Below are 20,129 nucleotides of genomic sequence, written 5' to 3' on the forward strand. Positions count from 1 at the left end.
CTAATTCAAAAAGCCGTCCGTTTCTAGTTCATTTGTTGTTACTTGCCCCGTGTAGTTTTTGCTGTTAATTACTTTTAAAGCAGTGTTTAAATCAAAAAAGTTACTTAACGGTTGCTCGTCACCTGTCGTGCCAAATTTATCTAACTTTTCTGTAAAGAGATTTACTTGAAATGCAAAATTATATAAGTTCTCTACTCTAGAATTTAATTGATTTAAGTATTTCTTACTAAGAGTTCCTCTAAAATCGTAGCTTCTAAATTTTTCAGCTGTGCCGTTCATGCCCGAAATATCGCTACTATCACTAAGGCCATCATTAAGCATTTTTCCAGTTTTCAAATCATTATTTTGTCGATTTTTAACTTCACCCATGTAATTGGTCGCCTTTTCAGCTTTCTTTAAGTTTTTATTAATGACTTTATCGTACTGACCATCGAAATATAGACTTTGTAGCTTCTTTCCCTCACTAATTCGCCTATTTATAACGTTTATTGTGTAAATTGAATGTGAGGAAAGAATCGTAAATGTGAGCGTTACGCCGAACACAGCTATACCTGCCGCTGCAATAAAAGATACATAAGGTACAACAGCACTATGTATGTTTAATCTCCCTTTTTTTGAATTTAACTTTAGTCGCCAACTGAATAACCAGATCAAGACTATCAAAAACCCAAAAGCTGACAGTCCCACGTAGAAGCCATGTAAATTAAGTTCAGGTCTTAACTCCAATTTCAATAAATGATATAAAGCAAAAATATTTACCAAAATAGTTACAGCTATTGTTATTTTGATTAAACGAACTTCTCTTTTATTGATTTTGTCATTTTGATCTATTTTTTTCGTACTAGCACTCTTCCCATCATTAGGAATAGAGTACAAAAGTTTATCCAACTCTTGCTCGGTCGGATTTCTTCCGTTAATCATTTTGAAATATTCAATGGCCTTATTTCTGTCCATTTAATCATCTTCATTCAATTAAATATTTAAACCCGAAATCGGGTCGTTAATGCAAAAATATATAAATCGGAATCCCCAACTTGTCATGAGCCAGCTGAGCTTCATCAACATGTAGCGGTGTTCGACCATGGATTTTATTCGCAGCCGAACTGACTGAAACTCCAATGGCATCAGCAAACTGTTCTCTCGTTATTTTGTGTGCATATAAGTAAGTTCTCAAATCCATTTTTTCGTTCACATTTTTACTCCTTAGCATTTGACGTTCGACCCGCATTCGAATCATAACTCGATATCGGAACAAGTGCAACAATAAATTGACGGAAAGCGCAAAAAAGCCCTCTTTTTGCTTTAAAATTAAGAGCAAAAAGGAGCTTTTATGTTAAACGACATCCTGCATAACGCGCGTACTTCACAGCGTTTATCAATTGCTGAGTTAACTGACGCGCTGAATAAACGCTATACGATTACATTTTCTAAAAGCGCCATTCAAAGATACGAAAAGGGCGCCGACATTCCGCCGAGTCGACTCTTCGTTTTAGCGGACTATTTTGGTTGGTCACTTGACTCGCTGGCTAAAGGATATGTCGATAGTAGCCGCCGAAAGTAAATAGTTTAGATATTAATGATGACAATTAACTTCCATTTGAGTTTGGAAGCTTTTTTATTCTAGTCTCTAAACACTGGGCTTGCCGTATCATGCTGAACATCCCCGGCCCGCACCATTGTCACTGTCAGCGGCTCTTCAAATCCGTTGCCAACAAAGGTTGCTTCACCCATGTTTTGTTGGGCCAATTCTTTCCCAATATCATTAACAATTGGTAGTTTGCTCAATTCGTCAATCGTCGTCACACGGTGAACCAACAGATTGCCGAATTCACCTAACAATTGACTCGGCAAATCGAGCGGACTCTGTGTCGTTAGCATCAGGTATAGTCCCGCTTTACGCCCTTCTCTGGCAACTCGCGATAAGCCGTCTTGATCAACCCAGCCAACGTGACTGGCAGCTTCAGTCAGATAACGATGAGCCTCATCAACCGTCAGAACAATTGGCACGGTGTGTGGCAGGTTCGTTTTAATCGCTAGCAACGTCGCAGCCAATGTGGACACAACCAGTTTGCCAACCTTAAGATTGCTTCGTAGCGCTGATAAGTCGATCACGAGAAAACGGTGTTGAGCTTTCATGGCGGCAAACATCGTTAGCAAATAAACCACGTCATATTGAGTCTTGGCTGATGTATCCACGTGCGCTTGTTCTGATCGCCGTTTTGGTCGGGGCAAACGGAACAGCCGCTGCATTGTTGGGTCAGCCAAGAACTTCCGAACGGCTGCCAGCACTGGTACTAGCTGGTGTTGGCGGGGACGATCATACTGTTGACCCAGCAAACTGAAATCGGCTTCGGCGTCACTGGCGGGTTGGACGCATTCTTCCAATAACTGGTCGGGCAGCAGGCGAATATCATATGGTCGGGGAAAATCATGCAGCCTTTCTAACTGTGCCTCATAGTCCGTCCAAGAAACGCCCACCTTCACGTAAGGTGTCTCCTGGTGTAAGACATTATAAGCAAGCCGCAGACTCGTCATCGCAGCGCTCAACATAGCTACAACAATATCGTCATCAATGCCAATAATTTCCGCCAACTGATCAGCCGATAGTTTGGCAAAATCAATAAAGGCGTTATCGCCTAATTTGCCAACTACCGCATGTGGCAAATGCGCATATTCGCCTGTGGGATCCAAAATAATCCCCGTTTGATTCTGGCGCATCAGTGCATTCAACAATGCCACTGCTGATGTCGATTTGCCGCTGCCTGTTTGTCCCACAATTAACAAGTGTTGGCTAAATAAGCGATTCGCCTCAATCACTACTGGTTCAGCAGAGAAGCGCCGAACGGCAAAACCATCTAAATTGGTTGTTCCTGTCATTTGACTCTCCTTTCTGTACCGGAGAGTGTAAATCCGCCCATAAAGCTGGCATCCCACTGCTGTTGATTCTTAACCTTTTTACCAAATTCATCAATCAGCGCATGCAATTCCTGATATTCGTCCCAATTCAGGCCAGCATCTTCCTCTACCAACGTTTGAAAATCACGATATTTTTTCGGCACGTCTAGTCCAAGCCAGCCAAAATGACGACGGGCATAGGTGTCCGCAATAAATAGCGGTTTATGAAAGCCATATAACATAATGTCATCTGCGGTTTCATTACCGAGACCCTTTACGTTAAGCAGTTCTGCCTGCAACGTCTCTCGATCTAAGGCTTCAATCTCCGCCACGTTGTCACCATGAGTACCAGACCACTCGGCGGCCGCCATGATGTACTTTGCCTTGGTGCGATATAGTCCTGCCGGCTTAATGATGTCAGCCAATTTTTCTGGTGTGCATGCGCGAATCTTAGCCGGATCATTGTCCGTTGCCGCTAATAGTGCCCGTGCCGCCGCATCGCCATTGTTTGCACTGGCATTTTGAATCAAAATAGCGGCCCACATCACCTGAAATGGCGACTGTGCCCACAGTGCTTCCGTCGACATCCAATTTTGACGACCCATATTCGTTTCTAAAATGTTGTATAGTGGTTTTAAATTCATATCTTATTCCTCTAATGGTATTTTACCTTATTTTGAATTTTGACGAAAAATGGAGTTTTAGTCATGTTAGATCAAATTCGTATCCGCCCTGCCGCAATCGGTGATTACGCAACACTTGAAAACATCTATTTAGTAGACCGTCAACAGGAATTTCCCTGGGTTACTAGTCCACAACTGGCAGACTTTGAGCGCGACAGTCATCACGAAATGATTATCGTCGCCACCATTGGTGATCGCGTGGTTGGTTTCTTGTCATTTTATCGGTTAGCCAATTTTATTCATTTGCTCTTCATTGACCCAGACTACCGTCATCAAGGCGTTGCCAGTCAACTCATCGATTACATGCGGTCACAAGCAACTGGACCAATGCAGTTAAAAGTTGTCATCGCCAATCAACCCGCCCGCGATTTCTACGCACGATTACAATTTCGCGAGGTCAAACGTGATAATCTATCTACGCCGCCAAACATCACCTTGGAAGACACCCAATTAAATCGTTACCCATTTATCCCTCACGATTAAAAAAGCGTCAATATAAACGGTAAGTCCGCTTACAAACGAAACACCGCGTCAGATCAACATTAATCTGATACGGTGCTTTTTTGTTTACACTCACAGACACCACTAATCCGCCCAATTAAAGCACAATTGCCAACGGTCGAAGACAGATAATTGCGCAAAAGAACGTCGATGAATACAATGATCGCATTAAGTGAACACGTTCAGTGAATCAATCTATTAACTCATTAATCCATGCAAAACGGTCGTCAAATACGCCCGTCCAGATGTTACTAAGTCAAAGTTACCGCGACTATATGCCCAAGTCGCCATAATCCCCCGAACAGACGTATATAACTGTTGAAAAGCCAACTCCGGGTCGTGGTTTGCCAATCTTTGTTCATCATTTAGCTGTTGCATTAATTCTCTTAACGTATTAAGCATCTTCCAGTCACGTAATTCGAACTCCTGGTTTAATGTTTCCTGAAAGAATGAGGTAAACACCAATGTAACCACTTGCCAGCCTTGATCCGCAGACAATTGCAACTGAAGCATGCTGAATGCCAAAATACGTTCTTCTACCGTTGCAGACGGATGTTCTGCTACATAAGCGTCATAGTTTTCTCTCACATAGTTGGCCAATTCGTCATAATAACGCTCACGAATAATGTCTTCTTTGGACGTGTAATGAACGTAAAACGTGCCTGAAGACACATTTGCCTCACGAGTTATCTGACGAATCGTGGTCTTTGCGTATCCTTGCGCTTTAATCAATTTTACCGCCGCCTGAAAAAGACGCGTTTTGGTTTGTTGTTTCTGTTGTGCTCGACTCACTTTAGCAGACACGCTGATCATCCCTTTCACTGACCTCGTTCACTAAACATGGTCATTATAGCATGTCATTATTCTCCTGCCTGGTTATCTACATTGTTAAGGAGCTGATTTTATGAATGAATTTTGGCAAACATTAATTAGCAGACGATCTGACCTAATGAGTGCCATTTGGCAGCATATCCAAATATCGCTGGTGTCCTTGCTGATTGCTATGGCAATCGGGATTCCACTGGCTTTATTGGTTGTCCACCATCACCGTGCGGCTAACGTACTCACTCAAATTACCGGTGTTTTTCAGACCATTCCGTCCCTGGCCTTACTCGGATTATTAATCCCCATCGTCGGGATTGGGACAGTGCCAGCCGTTATTGCGTTAGTCGTTTACGCGCTCCTCCCAATCTTTACGGGCACGTTAACTGGGATCACCGGCATCGACCCGTCACTTGAAGAAGCAGCCGATGCGTTTGGAATGACACGAACTGAAAAGTTAATTCGGGTCGAATTTCCACTCGCTATGCCAACACTTATCGCCGGCATTAGACAAGCCCTAGTCATGATTATTGGCACGGCTACTTTAGCGGCCTTAATTGGCGCTGGTGGCCTAGGGGACTTCATCTTGCTGGGGATTGACCGCAACAACAATAGCATGACCCTTATTGGTGCGATTGCATCGGCGCTACTGGCAATTGTGTTCAGCGGCATTATTTTCATCTTGCAGAAGAGCAAGTTACGCTATGCCGTAGCAACCCTTGCCCTGATTATTTTAGTCCCTTCCGGTGTTGGTCTTTATCATGCTGTTCAACCCGCACCACAGACCATTACGATCGCCGGTAAAATGGGTTCTGAACCAGATATTTTAATTAATATGTACAAAGATATGATTCACCAAGTAGATCCGCGCGACAAAGTCATCCTCAAACCTAACTTTGGTCAAACAGCCTTCTTGTTCAACGCCCTCAAGAGTCAGCAAATCGACATTTACCCTGAATTCACTGGCACTGTGTTGGAAAGTTTGGTCAAACCAACGAAAAACCAAAAAGAAATTGGCACACCGCCTGCTCAACTTTACCAGTACGCTAAAAACGATCTGTCGCAACAGTTCCACATGACCTACTTGAAACCGATGGCTTACAACAACACCTATGCCGTTGTGATCAAAAAGAGTTACGCGGACGCCCACAATATTAAAACAATTGCTGATTTGCAAAAGGTTGAGGGTAATTTACTTGGCGGTTTTGATCTCGAATTTTTGGATCGCACAGACGGTTACAAAGGTTTGCAAAGCAAGTATGGCCTCAACTTCAAGACACAGTCCATGGATCCAGACTTACGATATGAGGCGATTAATAGCGGCAAAATCAATCTGACAGATGGTTACTCCACTGATTCTCAAATTCGCCAGTACCGTTTAGTGGCTTTACAAGATAATCGACAATTATTCCCGACATATCAGGGTGCACCACTAATGAATACAACGTTTGCTAACAAGAACCCTAAAATTATTGCAGCACTCAATAAACTCGCCGGCCACATCAGCGAGCGTGACATGCAAGAAATGAACTATGAGGTTAATGTTAAACAGCAATCCGCCGCCAGCGTGGCCAAGCACTATCTGACGACTCACCATCTTTTAGGAGGTGCACGATAATGGCAGACACTTTAATTACGTTTGATCACATCAAAAAAACTTACGGCAGCAAGCAAGCGGTCGACGATGTTTCCTTTACGGTCAATCGCGGCGAAATCTTTGTCCTCGTTGGCGCCTCCGGTAGCGGTAAAACAACCACTTTGAGGATGATCAACGAGCTACTGGAACCTACCGATGGTAACATTTATTTCAACGGCAAACGGATCAAGGACTACAACGTGCGTGAGCTGCGTTTGCAAACTGGCTACGTTTTGCAACAGATTGCCTTGTTCCCTAACATGACAGTCGCTCAAAACGTCGCCCTCATCCCCAGCATGAAAAAGCAATCCAAGGCTGACACAAGCACGCTGGTCGATCAGTTACTCAACGATGTCGATTTAGACCCGCAAACGTACCGCAATCGCATGCCAGACGAGTTGTCTGGTGGTGAACAACAGCGGGTCGGTATCCTTCGTGCGTTTGCTGGTCAGCCCCAGATTGTCCTGATGGATGAACCATTCAGCGCCCTCGATCCCATTTCGCGAACCCAACTGCAAAATCTGGTCATCGACATCCATCACCGACTAAATACCACGGTCGTTTTCGTCACTCACGACATGGATGAAGCACTGAAGTTAGGTGACCGCATCGGCGTCATGCGCCTAGGCAAACTATTGCAGGTTGGTACACCCGACGAAATTGTTCGCCATCCGGCCGATCAATTTGTCCAACGTTTGTTTGAAAATTCAATGGCACATGATGTGTATCATGTGTTGCTCAGTAAGCTGGCTGTAATGGGTTACTTGCAAGATGTTAATGACCCGAGGACGGCGACAACTAACGATGAGCGCGTCACGCTAACTGGTGACCAAACCGTCAGCGATGCGCTCACCCCTTTAGAGAACAATGACGCTGTGCTAATCCAGTCTGAGGGCGGACCCGCACGTCTATTAACCCGTGATCAGTTATTCAAGTTCATCAGCGATTATCGCAGTCATTAATTCATCGTCGGTTCACCTAATGCTATTGTTTGGAGGTCTTATGATGTTAGCTATGGTTTTGAATCATCCAGGAGATGAACACACCTTTCACGCAGAAGAACGCGCAATACCAGTTTCAACATCCACTGATAGTGTGTTGAAAATTATGGCGTTCGGCTTGAATTATGCTGAATTGCTCACACGTAATGGTGAGTCACCAGACGTTAAGTTTCCACGCGTCATTGGTATCGAAGCAGTCGGCACAGTGTCTGACACCGCAAATGATAGCAGTTTTCATGTAGGTCAAACGGTGATGACACTCATGGGTGGTCTCGGTCGCGCATTTGACGGGAGTTACGAAGAATATGCCCTCATCCCCAATCATCAACTGTACCCATTACCAGTCAAAGACTCGTGGGCGCAGCTCGCAACCATTCCAGAAAGTTTTTACACCGCCTACGGATCGTTGAACCGTCTGCGCCTATCGACAGGCGCTCACCTGTTAATTCGTGGTGGCACCAGCAACGCCGGCATCGCTGCCCTATTATTAGCAAAAGCGATGGGCTACACCGTTTCAACGACTTCACGGAATTCTGACAAACTAACCATCTTGCAAAACCTTGGTGCGGACGAAACTTTACTCGATCGTGGCAGCTTGGAGACCACAACTTCATTTGATGGCATTCTGGAATTAGTTGGCACCTCAGCGCTCCGGGATTCCCTGCAACACCTGGCCACTACTGGGACAGTCGTCGTTACCGGCGGTCTTGGTGGCGAGTGGTCATTACCCGATTTCAGTCCGTTTGAAGTACCCGGTTACCTCACCAACTTTCAATCGACAAACGTTAACGCTCAGTTGTTGAGTCAAGCCGTCGCGCTCATCAAGGATCATCGTCTACAATTACCTATCGCCCAAACGTTTGAACTGATAGACATTGCTCAGGCTCATCAGGCGATGGTTAACTCGCACAAGATCGGCAAGATTGTCGTTATTGCCAATCATGACTAATGAAACTTGCAGAATATCCAGAACGACGAAAAATGACTCCCTCTCGATGATCGAGAAGAAGTCATTTTTGTATTCATATGCCAAATTTTAAACTTTAATGAGCGTTACTTAATCGCGTCTGGATCCGTGAATGTGTTAACCACTTTTCCGTTCGCAAAGACATAGTAAGCACCCGTTTGACCACGTTGGCCATTTTGCATGGCTTGTTTTGAGAAGCCATCAAAGTTATATGCGGTTTGCCCATTAATTGTGGATGCCCCGAGATATTGATAGGCAGTATCCCCATTATTGGTCCCATATTGGCTAACCAGCGTGTTTAAAGCTTGCGCCTGACTCGTTATTACGGTCGAAGCTGAACTAGCTGTACCGGCCTGTGTGGCGCTTTGTGATGAAGTAGCCGAGCTCTGAGCCGGTTGTTGACTACTTGCAGCTTTTGAACTGGTTGCAGCAGCACTGCTACTTACAGCGGCGCTGCTAGCACTTTGACTAGAGGTTGCTGCGCTAGACGCTGAGGCACTGCTATCATCTGTCATTGAGGAAGCATTATCGTCCGTTTGACTTGATGTCGAGCTTGCTTGTTGGGCATCACTGGATGAAGAAACTTTCTTTGAGGTAGATGATTGTGTTTTACTGCTCCGAACTGATGAACTATTCGATGACTTAGATGTTGCTGACGACGAACAACCAGCTAACACCAAGGCCGATAAAGCAACCACACCGAATTGAATAACCTTCTTCATAAATAACTCCCTCCAGGATTTCCCTGCGAACTGAACTCATAATGTAGATTATAATTTCAAACCTAGTTCACATGCAAATAAACTTGAGGTAATTCTCATTTTTTAATCTTTTCTTTGTTTCATTAAGCCAATGGATCCCAGCTTGGCAAAATTGTTGGTTCAGTCGTCAATAATGCTTGTTGATCAGGTGTCAGATACTTTTTGTTAACGACCACTTCATAAACATAATCATTAAACCAGTCGGCGCTCATGACGAAGTATCCATCAGCCCCATTTTCTTTGCCCCATGAGTTTTCAACCTTCCAACGGCGTGGTTGATCATCAACGACATCGACACCCGTCAAGGTCATCGCGTGCGAAACTTCACCTTGCCCCGTGAGCAAACGATCAGCCTTACTCATCTGAGAATCCACGTTAAATAAAGCGTCCGTTTGGAACAGTTTGCTATCCAAATAACCAGTTTTACGGTCCATTTGTTGTAACACGTCGTTACCAAACCAAACCGTTTCGCCATCTTTCAGTTGCGCCGTTGCGACCCTGTTCAGTTCATCCATTGGCACATTTAAAAAGTGAATCGGGTTGCCACTTTCGATATTGTCTTGAGCCGGCATTGCATACAGTTTGTTGTACGCCTTATCAGGAGAGTTAGTCACCACGACATAATCGTTAAAGTCGGCCGTGAAGTACTTGTTCAAGAAATCCTTGGGGGTCAAGTCGCGGTCAATATGATATTTTTTATCATCATCGGTATATTCGAAATCAAACTTTACTGGTGGTTCACCGAATGCATAGGCTGCCATGCGGTAAACTTCGCGTAACATTTGTCGGCGGGCCTCTTCCAGTTGTTCGTCACTAGCACCGTTACTAACCAGCGTACGTAGCGTAACTGCGTCTTTACGTTCTTTGGTGTTCAATGCCAATTCAATTTCTGAACTGTCTTCAGTGTTGTGAACTTCTGGCATTACATAGCTGGGCACGACGCCGTACTTTTGCACTAAGCCGGCAGCCATGTTCCACTGACCACCATCGGTGCCGGCCATCGACATTAACTTTTGCACTTCACGGTCATCAATTGGCCGTGTGGCATCCTCAATCATCTTTGTGTAGAAAGTATTAGCGCGTTCAACGCGATCCCAGAAAAATAAATAACTTTGAGATAGCTCGAAATCCTTAACCTTATATTGCTTAGCCATACTGTGCCGCAGCGTATTGAGCGTTGCAAACAACCAGCAACGGCCGGAATGCTTCTGATTAGAGACTGCACCTGTATCAACTTCGATTGAAAAAGCCCGGTTTAAGCGCGTCGCTGCGTGATTATCCCAGCTGGCCGCTTTAACACCGCTTTTCGTCACCGCACGTTCCAAAATAGCGGCCTGTGGCTGTTTAGCATAATCTGCTTGTAAATCTGCAATCGTGGCCGCGTCTAAAACCGGTCGTGTTAATTCTGCTTCACTCATTCCCGATGCCTCCAAAAATTAGAATAAAATAATTTTACTCCTTAATGAGAAAAAGTCTAATCAACTTTTCACATTTAACTACTCTTGCTAAATTAATCGTTACCTTAAACCAGTTTTGATTTTTTTGATTTTCAATGCTTACAAACAAAATAACAGTAACCGTTTTCTTTGCAATCACAACATCATTTTAATAAAAGCGCGTAAAACGTTAAAAACCTGCATCAACCATTTTTATTTCAATATAAGCAAAGAGTTGTCATAGTTCACATTTTGTTCTAAATCATTTTATAAATATATTTATTTATGAGTTTTTAGTGAAATAAAACGAACATTAGATAACTTGAGACTCGTTTTCAATCGTGTATACTGATTGTTGGTTAGACATTGCCAATCATTTTCAAAACACGATTAGTAATGAATAAACGACGTCAGTACAACAATCTATCGGCGCAGATATTCCTTGTTCACGCTTTCCAATATCTGCTTACTATCCATTTTACGAAAGGGTGTCTCATTGTGGATGTAAAGTTTCAAAACGTTTCGTTAGCTTACGACAACGTAAACAACATTTTAAATAATATTAGTTTTACCATTCCCGAAGGTCAGTTGACCTGCTTACTCGGCCCTAGTGGCTGCGGCAAGTCAACAACCTTGAATTTGATCAGTGGTTTGCTTTCGCCAACCGATGGTCAAATTTTCTTTGGTGACCAGAACGTTACGAAAAAAGACGCTCTGGCACGCAAAGTGGGAATGGTTTTTCAGAACTATGCACTTTACCCGCACATGACCGTGTTGGACAACATTTGTTTTCCAATGAAAATGGCCAAGGTTAAGAAAGCAGACCGACTCAAACGAGGGCGTGAACTCGCGGCATTGGTCCATGTTGAAACTGAGTTGTCTAAGAAACCCAGCGAACTTTCTGGCGGGCAACAACAACGAGTTGCAATCGCTCGTGCGCTAGCAAAGTCACCGAGCATCTTATTACTGGACGAACCCCTTTCTAACCTCGATGCCCGATTGCGGGTAGAAATGCGTGAAGAGATCCGTCGCATTCAAAAGGAAACTGGCGTGACCACTGTTTTCGTAACCCACGATCAGGAGGAAGCCATTCACATCGCTGACCAAATCATGGTTCTAAACGAAGGCAAAATCCAACAGTTCACTACGCCTAATCGCCTTTACGATCAACCTAACAACCTTTTTGTCGCCAAGTTTATTGGATCACCAATCATTAACACCATTCCGTTTGCGAACGTTCGTGACGATTTTAAAACCGTTGTCCCTAACAAAGTCTTTTCAGATGGAACTACTATCGCCATTCGTGCTGAAAGTATCGTTCCAGCCACGGATCCACATGACCACTTGACGCTGTTACCACTTTCAGGTACTCAGGTTCAGTCAAATCGTTTTGGACGTGAAACAAGCCTCTCTCTTAATTATGGCGGTCAAACCATTGTCGCCGACGGTTTTCGAGAACAGGATTTAGGTCGCAATGGCAAACCATTACAGTTCGCCTTGAGACCACAGGGTGTCTTTGTCTTCAACCAGTCAGGTGAGCGTGTTTGGCCGGAAACAATCACGGCAAACGTTTCACCGATCAAACCAACCGAGGTAATTCACGCATGATCAAACAACATCCGACAATTAAGTCAACGTTGATTGCGTTCGCCTACCTTGCACCGATGCTGATCATTACGTTGGTGTTTAACATTTACCCCATCTTTAAATCTTTTGCGATGAGTTTTTATACAAAGTACGACTTCTTTACCGATAAGGTGAGCGCACTTGGATGGGCCAATTATAAGTTTATTTTTTCGGATCCTGACTTCTATCTGTCTGTTCGTAACACGATGATTTTTGTCCTCGGGGTCGTGCCATTTTCCGTTCTTTTGTCACTAATTATTGCTCTCTTGCTGCACCGCGTCCGCTTTCTAGCTGGCCTGTTCAAAACAGCCTACTTTCTGCCTTTTGTCACCAGTACAGTTGCCATCTCTCTGGTCTGGCAGTGGATTTATAACGATCAATATGGCCTGCTCAATGCATTTTTAAGTCATTTTGGCGTTCACCCAATCGACTGGTTAAATGATCCTCACTGGGCAATGCCTGCGTTAATTATCATGACCATTTGGAAAGGATTGGGATTCAATATCATTCTCTTCCTCGTCGGATTGAGCAATATCGACAAACGTTATGATCAGGTAGCCCAAATTGATGGCGCAAATGCTTGGCAACGCTTCATTCATGTTACCTTGCCACTGCTTTCACCAATGACTTTCCTAGTTAGTGTCACCAGCGTCATCAGCGGGTTTAAAGTATTCGACGAAATTTTTGTTCTGTTTGGTGGCTCACCTGGTCCGGGCAAATCGACACTCACCATTGTTTTCTACCTGTATCAAAAATTTTACTCCGAATGGAAGTATGGCATTGCAGCCGCTTCAGGTGTCGTCTTATTTTTGCTCATTCTCGTCGTCACCATCATTCAATTTTGGTACAGCAGAAAGCATGTGCACTATGCTTAGTCGATCGTTTAAAAGGAGCTTCGCATGACGAAAAAGCGAATCAGTCAGGCTTTACTCATAATCATTTTGACGCTGGGCGCTATTACAATGTTAGTACCCTTCATCTGGATGCTCTCAACCGCATTAAAAACAGCGCCGGAAACAGTTAAGGTCCCGCCAACCTGGATTCCAAAGCACATGCAGTGGCAAAACTTCGTCACTGCATGGCACGCTGCTCCATTTTTAACATATTTTATCAATAGTCTCATCGTCACCACGGTCACAACGATTGGTCAGTTATTTACCACAATTTTAGCTGCCTTTGCATTTTCCCGGCTTAACTTCTATGGCAAAAACTTTCTATTCGCGCTCTTCTTGTCGACCATGATGGTCCCTGGCGAAATGTTGATTATCCCAAATTTTGTTACCCTATCAAAATTTAGTTTGATCAACACCTATGGCGCGTTGATCATCCCCTGGTTAGCCAGTTTTTTTGCCGTTTTCACCTTACGTCAGACATTCAACGCTATTCCAAACGAACTCTATTACGCGGCCAAATTAGATGGCTCATCAGACTGGCACTTCCTCTGGACTATGATGGTACCCCTATCCAAGTCGGCCATCACTGCAATCGGTATCTTGGAAGTCATTGGCAGTTGGAACTCATTCATGTGGCCACTCATTGTGACTAACACGGCTAAAGTAAGAACGCTTCCCGTTGGTTTGAATGCCTTCACCAGCGACGCCGGAACACAATTTCAACTCCTCATGGCTGCATCAACATTTGTTATTTTACCGATGATCATCGTTTATCTGTGCCTACAAAAATACATCATTGCTGGTATTAGTAAATCAGGTCTTAAGGGTTAAACCACTTTAACAACTTTGCACCGAAAGGGGTGTTGCCATCGAGAATCAGGTGTTTGTTTCGGGAATGTCACTTCTGTTTGAGAAAGGATGAAAAAGATCATGAAGACCCATAAAGGTTTGATGCTGCTGGCAACGCTAGCTGCTGCAGCCGGTATTACATTAACGGCGCTGCGACCTGCACATGCCGCCGATACTTCGACAAACCGGACAAAGATTACTTTTTGGAGCGGTTTAACTGGCCCTTATCAAAAGAATCTCAACACAATCGTTAACGACTACAATCAGTCGCAAACTAAGTACCAAGTTGTCGCCACCTCGCAAGGTGACTACACCCAAATGAATCAAAAGGTCATGGCCGCAGCCAAGTCACATAGCCTGCCTGTTTTGGGCATGACAACCTATACAAACCTACCTGATTATCAACACCATGGCTTTATCGATAATTTAAATCCAATGTATAAAGGCACGTCATCAAAAGCGAAAAATGACATTTACCCAGCCTTTCTTTCCGGATCCAAGATTGGTAACACTTACTACTCAACACCATTTTCAAAGTCAACGCGCATTATGTATGTAAACAAAGACATTCTGAAGAAATATCACTTGAGCATTCCTAAGACTTGGGATCAATTGAAACAAGATGGTGCCAAGCTGAAGAAAGATGGAATCTATGCTTACGGATTCGACAAGAGTTTTGACATGGAATGGGAAGGCATGGCGCATGCAGCTGGTGTAACGCCAGTCTCCAGTACTGGCAAAATTCAGGTAGCCAATAAAAAGTCCATTACAGCCGCCAATTTGGTTCTAGACATGGTTAAAGATGGAACGGCTAAATCAGCTGGCTCAGATAACTATTGGACTAAAAACTTCGTTAACGGGAAATCAGCTTTCTACATTGGTTCTTCTGCTGGTTTAACCCAAACAAAGTTGCAAGCACCTAAGACATTAAACTGGACGACTGCACCTGTGCCTTCATATGAAGGTAAGAGCGGTACGGAAGTCGCCGGCAACGACTTAGTTCTATTTAAAGGTGCCAACACAAAACAAAAACATGGCGCTTACGACTTTATGAAGTATCTGCTCAAAGCAAAAACTGCCACTAAATGGGCTAAGTTAACCGGTTATGTGCCATTATCAAAATCGGCAACTAACTCCGCAGATTACCAAAGCTTTTTAAAACAACATCCTGAAAACAAAGCGGCAGTAAACTCATTACCAAAAGCATTCGCCCAACCTGCATTTACTGGTTTCGGTGAATATTACAACGACAAAGGTGACGCATTTAACAGCATGCTTACTAAGAACACATCCGCAAAAGATGCATTAACAAAACTTGCTAAGCAAGCAAAACAAATTACTTCAGCAAACTAATTTTCCAAACATTATCGCATTAAGTATTACTTTTATCCCAAACAGGATGACGTTTGTGTCAGAACGTCATCTCGCTACATAGGGCATCTACTTTCTACCCACCACATATGCCAATATCTGCATTTATATTAAGAGGCTAATCTATGACTACTGTTCGATTTTTAAACGGTTTATCCACCATTGGCGGCAACATCATGGAAATTGCCACCAAAACATCTCGTGTCATTATGGACTTCGGTATGACTGAAAGTAACGACGAAACAGATGTCGAAACATTGATTGCAAAACACAGTTTGCCTGCACTTAATGAGCTGTTTCAGGATAATCAGAAACACACCTACCAGCACGAAGCCATCTTTATTAGTCATCTGCATTTAGATCACACTGCAGCATTAGCCTACCTGCGCAGTAATATTCCAGTTTATATCTCTCATGAATCGTATCGACTGTACCAAAACCTAGCTGGCTCTGGTCTTGCAATGCCCTTAGGAATCAATCTTCACGCATTTGAATATGAACACGCCATTCAGATTGGTGACCTCTCTGTAACGGGCTTCGCTAGCGACCATGATGCTTTCGGAGCTGCTGCTCTGCTAGTTAGTGACGGTCACCACACCTTTGGTCACTCTGGCGACGTTCGTCTCCACGGTCCTCATGTTGAACGTGTACATCACTGGATAAACGCATTTCGAGCAGCTCATCTGGATCTCTTTATGCTAGAAGGCACTAGCTTCAGCTTTGAACCGAAACAGAATTTAGAATTTTCTGAACCAGTCAGTGAAGATGATGTTCAGCGTACCTTTAGGCAACTGATTCAAAATGATGAGCGTCTCCTTGTCATTAATCCGTATCCACGAAACCTTGAGCGCTTATTACGCTTTAATCAAACAGCAAATGCGTATAATCGCCCCGTTGTCTGGGAATTACCCTACGCTCGCTTATTAAATAGCTTTTATCCTGAAGCATTAATTCACGTTCAAGAAACAGAACGACTTAACAAACAGGATTTTGCGACCTTAATTCCTGTTTCCATTTCTACTATTCAACACGCCCCAGAACGTTTTTGTCTACAGAATAGTTACGCTAATTTACAAGTATTGTCTCGCTGGCCAAGAGTCCTATATTTACACAGTAATGGCGAACCACTGGGTGATTACGATCCTCGTTACATGAAACTACAGAAATTTCTCGCGCAACATCACGCCGAATATCGGTACTTAGGCAGTTCAGGCCATGCTACCCGGAATGCGCTCATTGCCATTACTAAAAACGTTAATGCGCAAACTACAGGTATCTGGCATTCATTCCATCCAGAAGCGGCCGTCGCTGCCATGTCAGAATTAGATACCCATCTTTTGTTACCAAACTATGATGAAATTTACTCGTTTTAAAGGGGTTCTCCATGAAATTAACAATTTTATCTACTAGTGATATTCACGGCTATTTCTACCCAACAGATTTTCGAACTGCCAATCAGCAATCACCGTTTGGTCTAGCGCGTGCCGCGACAGTCATTGATACAATAAGGAGTCAGTCGGATCCACAAGATATGGTGCTAACCATTGAAAACGGTGATTTTATTCAAGGTTCCCCGCTAACGTACTACCTAAATCATTTTGATCAGCCATCTGCACCCTTGCTTAGTAACGTCGCCAATAACGTCAATTACGATGTCGGTATCTTGGGCAATCATGAGTTTAATTACGGTCGGGAATATATGGAGCACGTACTTTCAAAACGGAATTACCCGATCTTGTGTGCAAACATCTTGGATGAACAGGGACGGCCTTATTTCGGTAATCCTTACAAAATCTTCACCCATAACGGTCTTCGAGTAGCTATTTTAGGGCTCACCACTTCTTACATTAACCACTGGGAACCCTTAGATCACGTTCGTGGTTTATCCTTTGTGTCCGCATTACAAACGGCAAAAAATTACGTACCTAAGCTTCATCAATTAGCTGATATTGTCATCGTTGCCTATCATGGTGGATTTGAACGCGATTTAGATACCAATCATCCGACTGAGCTAGAAACCGGTGAAAACGAAGCTTCTGCACTCTCTGAAGTTCCCGGCATCGACGCTCTCGTTACAGGTCATCAGCATCGTGCCATTGCGACTCACGTGAATGGTGTGCCAACAACACAGCCAGGCTATCGTGGTGCGTACGTTGGCCAAATTAACCTCACTGTGGAAGATCATGCCATAACCCATAGCGAAGCTTCGCTGATTAAAACCGCTACAGTACAGCCACGAATACAAATCAATGAACCACTGGTAAAGAGCGAAATGGCGACAGAAAACTGGTTGGATACGACCATTGGTCAGTTAAAAAAAGATGCACATATTAACGATCCTATGATGGCCAGATTACACGGGCATCCCTACCTCGACTTTATTAACCAGGTTCAGATGGAAGCCGCGGGGACCGACCTTTCCAGCACAGCGCTGTTCACAAACGAAGTGGCAGGACTAGGGCGTGATGTGACAATGCGTGACGTTGAGATCAGTTATCCGTATCCAAACACCCTGGCTGTTTTAGAAATCACTGGAGCAGATTTGCACGCAGCTATAGAGCAATGTGCACATTATTGGCAGTGGGATGGTCAGAAAGTTGGCGTCAGCAAAGATTACACTGATCCAAAAGTCCAGCACTACAATTACGATCTATTCGCTGGTATAAATTATACGATTGATGTAACCAGACCACTTGATGATCGTGTTACAGAACTGAGCTACCATGGCGAGTCGGTCAAAAAAACAGATCGGTTACACATTGTGCTCAATCAATATCGTGCAATTGGCGGTGGGGAGTTTCATATGTTCTCTGCTGATAAAATAATTAAAACTGTGCCAATTGATATGGCCGAACTAATTGGTCGTTATTTTTCCAAGCGTCAAGTCGTCTCTATAGTGCCAACTAGCACTTATCGAGTAGTGGCGAATACAAAGGTCCTGTGAGTAACTTAAAAACTCTCCCACCATAAACTAATGGTGAGAGAGTTTTTTCTGACTATTTTTAACTTAGGTTTCGCATCATGTTTGCAAAGCCACTTTCTTCCATGATTGATCGGTCGTTAACCATCTTTTTAACAAGAGCAACTTTGCGACCCTTCAATTTAATCCGCCCTGAATCACCTATCTCTGCAATGCCAGTTGTTGGTCCTAGCGAACAAACTGTTCCCAAAGATTTGTAAGTAAAGTCAGATAATTGGGTCCCATCAATCGAGGCTTTAATATTCTTGGCTGTGTGGGTCGCTTGAGCAATAGAAATTTGTCCCGTAGTTGGATAGAAGCGGCCACTTACTGGATCAGGAACCGCACTACTGTCCCCGATAATAAACACCTCAGGATGATCTTTCATTGTCAGCTGACTTGTCACTGCCACCCTGTTTCGTTTCTGATCAAATTGTGAATCACTGATAACGTGGCTACCACGAACCCCAGTAGTCCAAATAATGGTGTTGGCTTCGTAAACGTTATCCCCACTAATGACGCTGTGATCTGTCACTTCATCAATTGGTGTAGATGTATGAATAATTGCACCATGATCCGCTAAGAATTGTACGGCAAAGTCGACAAGTTTTTGATCGAACATTGGTAAGATCTTTGGCATTGCTTCAAGACAGGTAATTTGAATTTTATCTGCTGGCAAATGATACTGTTCAATCAGTGACGGCATGCGATAGACTAATTCTCCCAGCAGTTCGATACTCGTGAAGCCGGCACCACACACGATAATGTGCAGATCACGTTCATCGTGTGAGTCATTGTATGCGGCCAAACGTTCTTCAAGATGTTTCCTAATTGCTTTAGCACTATCAATATCCTGGAGTGGTAATCCGTATGTCGCCGCTCCTTTAATGCCAAAGTCCTCTGACTCAAATCCTAGTGCAACAACTAGATAGTCATATTTTAACGGTGTTGCTTCTTTCTCTAACGTCACCGTTTTATCTTGAGGATTGATGCGTGTCACATTGTCTTGCTTAAAGGTTACTTCTTTAGGAATAGCCTTACGGATGTCAAAAGTGATGTGGTCAGCTTCATTTGTTCCAATTGCCACAGTATGTAATGCAGTGGCCTCATAGTGATATGAATTTCGATCTACTAAGGTTACGTGTACGTTTGGTGTGCCGCTCAATTCGCGGACCGTTCGTAATCCAGCGTACCCAGCGCCTAATACCACAACTTCTGTCATAATAATGTCCTCCCAGTTCAGTGTTTTTCTTCTCATGACTATTATAAAAGCAATCGCATTTAATTGTCCTAATTTACGCTCGCTATTTCTATTTTGCACAATATAATCAATTAATAAGCTTAGAAAAATAAAAAAACGCCTCAAATAACGAGACGTTTTGCACTGAGCGTTCAATTAAAAGATGCCGGATAGGTGACTTGAACACCTGACCCTCGGTTTACGATACCGATGCTCTACCAACTGAGCTAATCCGGCAAATAGCACATCTGTTAGTATAACGGACTTTTTCACTGGCTTCAAGGTTTAATCAACGCCTAGCTAGCATTTCTTGCTGAAACGAGGTGTGACTTAATCAAATGCTTTTTAAGGGTACAAAAAAACGCCAATCATCAGATTGACGTTTCAGTCGCATGGCGACGACCTACCCTCGCAGGGAGCGATCCCCCAACTACTCTTGGCGCGACGAAGCTTAACTTCCGTGTTCGGCATGGGAACGGGTGTATCCTT

The 20,129-nt window shown here is 43.7% G+C and carries 19 protein-coding genes, 1 tRNA gene and 1 rRNA gene; 11 read left to right on the forward strand and 10 right to left on the reverse strand.

Annotated features, from left to right (window positions below):
• On the reverse strand, positions 1-954 hold the full coding sequence (locus GB993_RS07030) for a DUF4184 family protein (protein WP_161003670.1): 954 nt from the start codon (positions 952-954) through the stop codon (positions 1-3).
• A gap of 46 nt (positions 955-1,000) precedes the next feature.
• Positions 1,001-1,192, reverse strand: a complete 192-nt coding sequence (locus tag GB993_RS07035; RefSeq protein WP_161003671.1) for a helix-turn-helix domain-containing protein — start codon at positions 1,190-1,192, stop codon at positions 1,001-1,003.
• 138 nt (positions 1,193-1,330) lie between these two features.
• On the opposite strand from GB993_RS07035, the gene GB993_RS07040 reads away from it, so the two are divergent.
• On the forward strand, positions 1,331-1,561 hold the full coding sequence (locus GB993_RS07040; RefSeq protein ID WP_017260839.1) for a helix-turn-helix domain-containing protein: 231 nt from the start codon (positions 1,331-1,333) through the stop codon (positions 1,559-1,561).
• A 59-nt stretch (positions 1,562-1,620) separates the two neighbouring features.
• On the opposite strand, the gene GB993_RS07045 is transcribed toward GB993_RS07040, so the two are convergent.
• Together GB993_RS07045 and GB993_RS07050 are read right to left on the reverse strand one after the other, a co-directional pair.
• Complete coding sequence (locus GB993_RS07045) at positions 1,621-2,877, reverse strand: ATP-binding protein (protein WP_161003672.1); 1,257 nt, start codon at positions 2,875-2,877, stop codon at positions 1,621-1,623.
• On the reverse strand, positions 2,874-3,539 hold the full coding sequence (locus tag GB993_RS07050; RefSeq protein ID WP_161003673.1) for an endonuclease III domain-containing protein: 666 nt from the start codon (positions 3,537-3,539) through the stop codon (positions 2,874-2,876). Before GB993_RS07050 ends, GB993_RS07045 begins: the two co-directional genes overlap by 4 nt.
• A 63-nt stretch (positions 3,540-3,602) precedes the next feature.
• Here GB993_RS07050 and GB993_RS07055 point away from each other — a divergent pair, with 63 nt between their 5' ends.
• Entirely contained in the window at positions 3,603-4,061 is a 459-nt protein-coding gene (locus tag GB993_RS07055) for a GNAT family N-acetyltransferase (RefSeq protein ID WP_161003674.1), read from the forward strand.
• 216 nt (positions 4,062-4,277) lie between these two features.
• Here the strand turns inward: GB993_RS07055 and GB993_RS07060 are convergent, their stop codons facing one another.
• Positions 4,278-4,892: a TetR/AcrR family transcriptional regulator gene (locus GB993_RS07060; protein ID WP_161003675.1), complete on the reverse strand. Its 615-nt coding sequence runs from the start codon at positions 4,890-4,892 to the stop codon at positions 4,278-4,280.
• Positions 4,893-4,983: 91 nt separating this feature from the next.
• On the opposite strand from GB993_RS07060, the gene GB993_RS07065 reads away from it, so the two are divergent.
• From GB993_RS07065 to GB993_RS07075, 3 genes are read left to right on the forward strand one after another with little or no spacing between them, the layout of a single operon-like run.
• The gene (locus GB993_RS07065) at positions 4,984-6,519 is read left to right on the forward strand and encodes an ABC transporter permease/substrate-binding protein (RefSeq protein WP_161003676.1); all 1,536 of its coding nucleotides are present in this window, start codon (positions 4,984-4,986) and stop codon (positions 6,517-6,519) included.
• Positions 6,519-7,499, forward strand: a complete 981-nt coding sequence (locus GB993_RS07070) for an ABC transporter ATP-binding protein (protein ID WP_161003677.1) — start codon at positions 6,519-6,521, stop codon at positions 7,497-7,499. The genes GB993_RS07065 and GB993_RS07070 overlap by 1 nt, the downstream gene beginning before the upstream one ends.
• 40 nt (positions 7,500-7,539) lie before the next feature.
• Positions 7,540-8,487, forward strand: a complete 948-nt coding sequence (locus GB993_RS07075) for a zinc-binding dehydrogenase (RefSeq protein ID WP_238331622.1) — start codon at positions 7,540-7,542, stop codon at positions 8,485-8,487.
• A gap of 104 nt (positions 8,488-8,591) precedes the next feature.
• On the opposite strand, the gene GB993_RS07080 is transcribed toward GB993_RS07075, so the two are convergent.
• Both GB993_RS07080 and GB993_RS07085 read right to left on the reverse strand, forming a co-directional pair.
• On the reverse strand, positions 8,592-9,227 hold the full coding sequence (locus GB993_RS07080; RefSeq protein ID WP_161003678.1) for a hypothetical protein: 636 nt from the start codon (positions 9,225-9,227) through the stop codon (positions 8,592-8,594).
• A 122-nt stretch (positions 9,228-9,349) separates the two neighbouring features.
• A complete protein-coding gene (locus GB993_RS07085) occupies positions 9,350-10,684 on the reverse strand; it encodes a C1 family peptidase (protein WP_161003679.1) in 1,335 nt (444 codons plus the stop codon).
• 516 nt (positions 10,685-11,200) lie between these two features.
• Between GB993_RS07085 and GB993_RS07090 the strand changes: the two genes are divergently transcribed.
• The 6 genes from GB993_RS07090 (at position 11,201) to GB993_RS07115 (ending at position 18,385) form a co-directional block, all read left to right on the forward strand.
• A complete protein-coding gene (locus GB993_RS07090) occupies positions 11,201-12,310 on the forward strand; it encodes an ATP-binding cassette domain-containing protein (protein ID WP_161003680.1) in 1,110 nt (369 codons plus the stop codon).
• Positions 12,307-13,203: a carbohydrate ABC transporter permease gene (locus GB993_RS07095; protein ID WP_161003681.1), complete on the forward strand. Its 897-nt coding sequence runs from the start codon at positions 12,307-12,309 to the stop codon at positions 13,201-13,203. The genes GB993_RS07090 and GB993_RS07095 overlap by 4 nt, the downstream gene beginning before the upstream one ends.
• A 24-nt stretch (positions 13,204-13,227) precedes the next feature.
• Entirely contained in the window at positions 13,228-14,052 is an 825-nt protein-coding gene (locus GB993_RS07100; RefSeq protein ID WP_017261108.1) for a carbohydrate ABC transporter permease, read from the forward strand.
• Between the two features lie 99 nt (positions 14,053-14,151).
• Positions 14,152-15,423 carry an ABC transporter substrate-binding protein gene (locus GB993_RS07105; RefSeq protein ID WP_161003682.1) on the forward strand — a complete coding sequence of 424 codons (1,272 nt, stop codon included), beginning with the start codon at positions 14,152-14,154 and terminating at the stop codon, positions 15,421-15,423.
• A 143-nt stretch (positions 15,424-15,566) separates the two neighbouring features.
• Entirely contained in the window at positions 15,567-16,814 is a 1,248-nt protein-coding gene (locus GB993_RS07110; protein WP_161003683.1) for an MBL fold metallo-hydrolase, read from the forward strand.
• 11 nt (positions 16,815-16,825) lie between these two features.
• Positions 16,826-18,385 (forward strand): bifunctional metallophosphatase/5'-nucleotidase, encoded by a 1,560-nt coding sequence (locus GB993_RS07115; protein WP_161003684.1) that lies wholly within the window; start codon positions 16,826-16,828, stop codon positions 18,383-18,385.
• Between the two features lie 58 nt (positions 18,386-18,443).
• Here GB993_RS07115 and GB993_RS07120 read toward each other — a convergent pair whose 3' ends face one another.
• The 3 genes from GB993_RS07120 to rrf form a co-directional block, all read right to left on the reverse strand.
• On the reverse strand, positions 18,444-19,622 hold the full coding sequence (locus GB993_RS07120) for an NAD(P)/FAD-dependent oxidoreductase (RefSeq protein WP_161003685.1): 1,179 nt from the start codon (positions 19,620-19,622) through the stop codon (positions 18,444-18,446).
• A 182-nt stretch (positions 19,623-19,804) separates the two neighbouring features.
• Positions 19,805-19,877, reverse strand: a tRNA-Thr gene (locus GB993_RS07125).
• Between the two features lie 153 nt (positions 19,878-20,030).
• Positions 20,031-20,129, reverse strand: a 5S ribosomal RNA gene (gene rrf, locus GB993_RS07130); the annotation flags it as partial.

Origin of the sequence: Furfurilactobacillus milii (genome assembly GCF_009864005.1) — a bacterium.
Taxonomy (GTDB): Bacteria; Bacillota; Bacilli; order Lactobacillales; family Lactobacillaceae; genus Furfurilactobacillus; species Furfurilactobacillus rossiae_B.

Excerpts from the sequence above, each read along its gene's own strand:
- GB993_RS07030 (WP_161003670.1), bottom strand. The coding sequence starts at position 954 with ATGGACAGAAATAAGGCCATTGAATATTTCAAAATGATTAACGGAAGA.
- GB993_RS07040 (WP_017260839.1), top strand. The coding sequence starts at position 1,331 with ATGTTAAACGACATCCTGCATAACGCGCGTACTTCACAGCGTTTATCA.
- GB993_RS07045 (WP_161003672.1), bottom strand. The coding sequence starts at position 2,877 with ATGACAGGAACAACCAATTTAGATGGTTTTGCCGTTCGGCGCTTCTCT.
- GB993_RS07050 (WP_161003673.1), bottom strand. The coding sequence starts at position 3,539 with ATGAATTTAAAACCACTATACAACATTTTAGAAACGAATATGGGTCGT.
- GB993_RS07055 (WP_161003674.1), top strand. The coding sequence starts at position 3,603 with ATGTTAGATCAAATTCGTATCCGCCCTGCCGCAATCGGTGATTACGCA.
- GB993_RS07060 (WP_161003675.1), bottom strand. The coding sequence starts at position 4,892 with ATGATCAGCGTGTCTGCTAAAGTGAGTCGAGCACAACAGAAACAACAA.
- GB993_RS07065 (WP_161003676.1), top strand. The coding sequence starts at position 4,984 with ATGAATGAATTTTGGCAAACATTAATTAGCAGACGATCTGACCTAATG.
- GB993_RS07070 (WP_161003677.1), top strand. The coding sequence starts at position 6,519 with ATGGCAGACACTTTAATTACGTTTGATCACATCAAAAAAACTTACGGC.
- GB993_RS07075 (WP_238331622.1), top strand. The coding sequence starts at position 7,540 with ATGATGTTAGCTATGGTTTTGAATCATCCAGGAGATGAACACACCTTT.
- GB993_RS07080 (WP_161003678.1), bottom strand. The coding sequence starts at position 9,227 with ATGAAGAAGGTTATTCAATTCGGTGTGGTTGCTTTATCGGCCTTGGTG.
- GB993_RS07085 (WP_161003679.1), bottom strand. The coding sequence starts at position 10,684 with ATGAGTGAAGCAGAATTAACACGACCGGTTTTAGACGCGGCCACGATT.
- GB993_RS07095 (WP_161003681.1), top strand. The coding sequence starts at position 12,307 with ATGATCAAACAACATCCGACAATTAAGTCAACGTTGATTGCGTTCGCC.
- GB993_RS07100 (WP_017261108.1), top strand. The coding sequence starts at position 13,228 with ATGACGAAAAAGCGAATCAGTCAGGCTTTACTCATAATCATTTTGACG.
- GB993_RS07105 (WP_161003682.1), top strand. The coding sequence starts at position 14,152 with ATGAAGACCCATAAAGGTTTGATGCTGCTGGCAACGCTAGCTGCTGCA.
- GB993_RS07110 (WP_161003683.1), top strand. The coding sequence starts at position 15,567 with ATGACTACTGTTCGATTTTTAAACGGTTTATCCACCATTGGCGGCAAC.
- GB993_RS07115 (WP_161003684.1), top strand. The coding sequence starts at position 16,826 with ATGAAATTAACAATTTTATCTACTAGTGATATTCACGGCTATTTCTAC.
- GB993_RS07120 (WP_161003685.1), bottom strand. The coding sequence starts at position 19,622 with ATGACAGAAGTTGTGGTATTAGGCGCTGGGTACGCTGGATTACGAACG.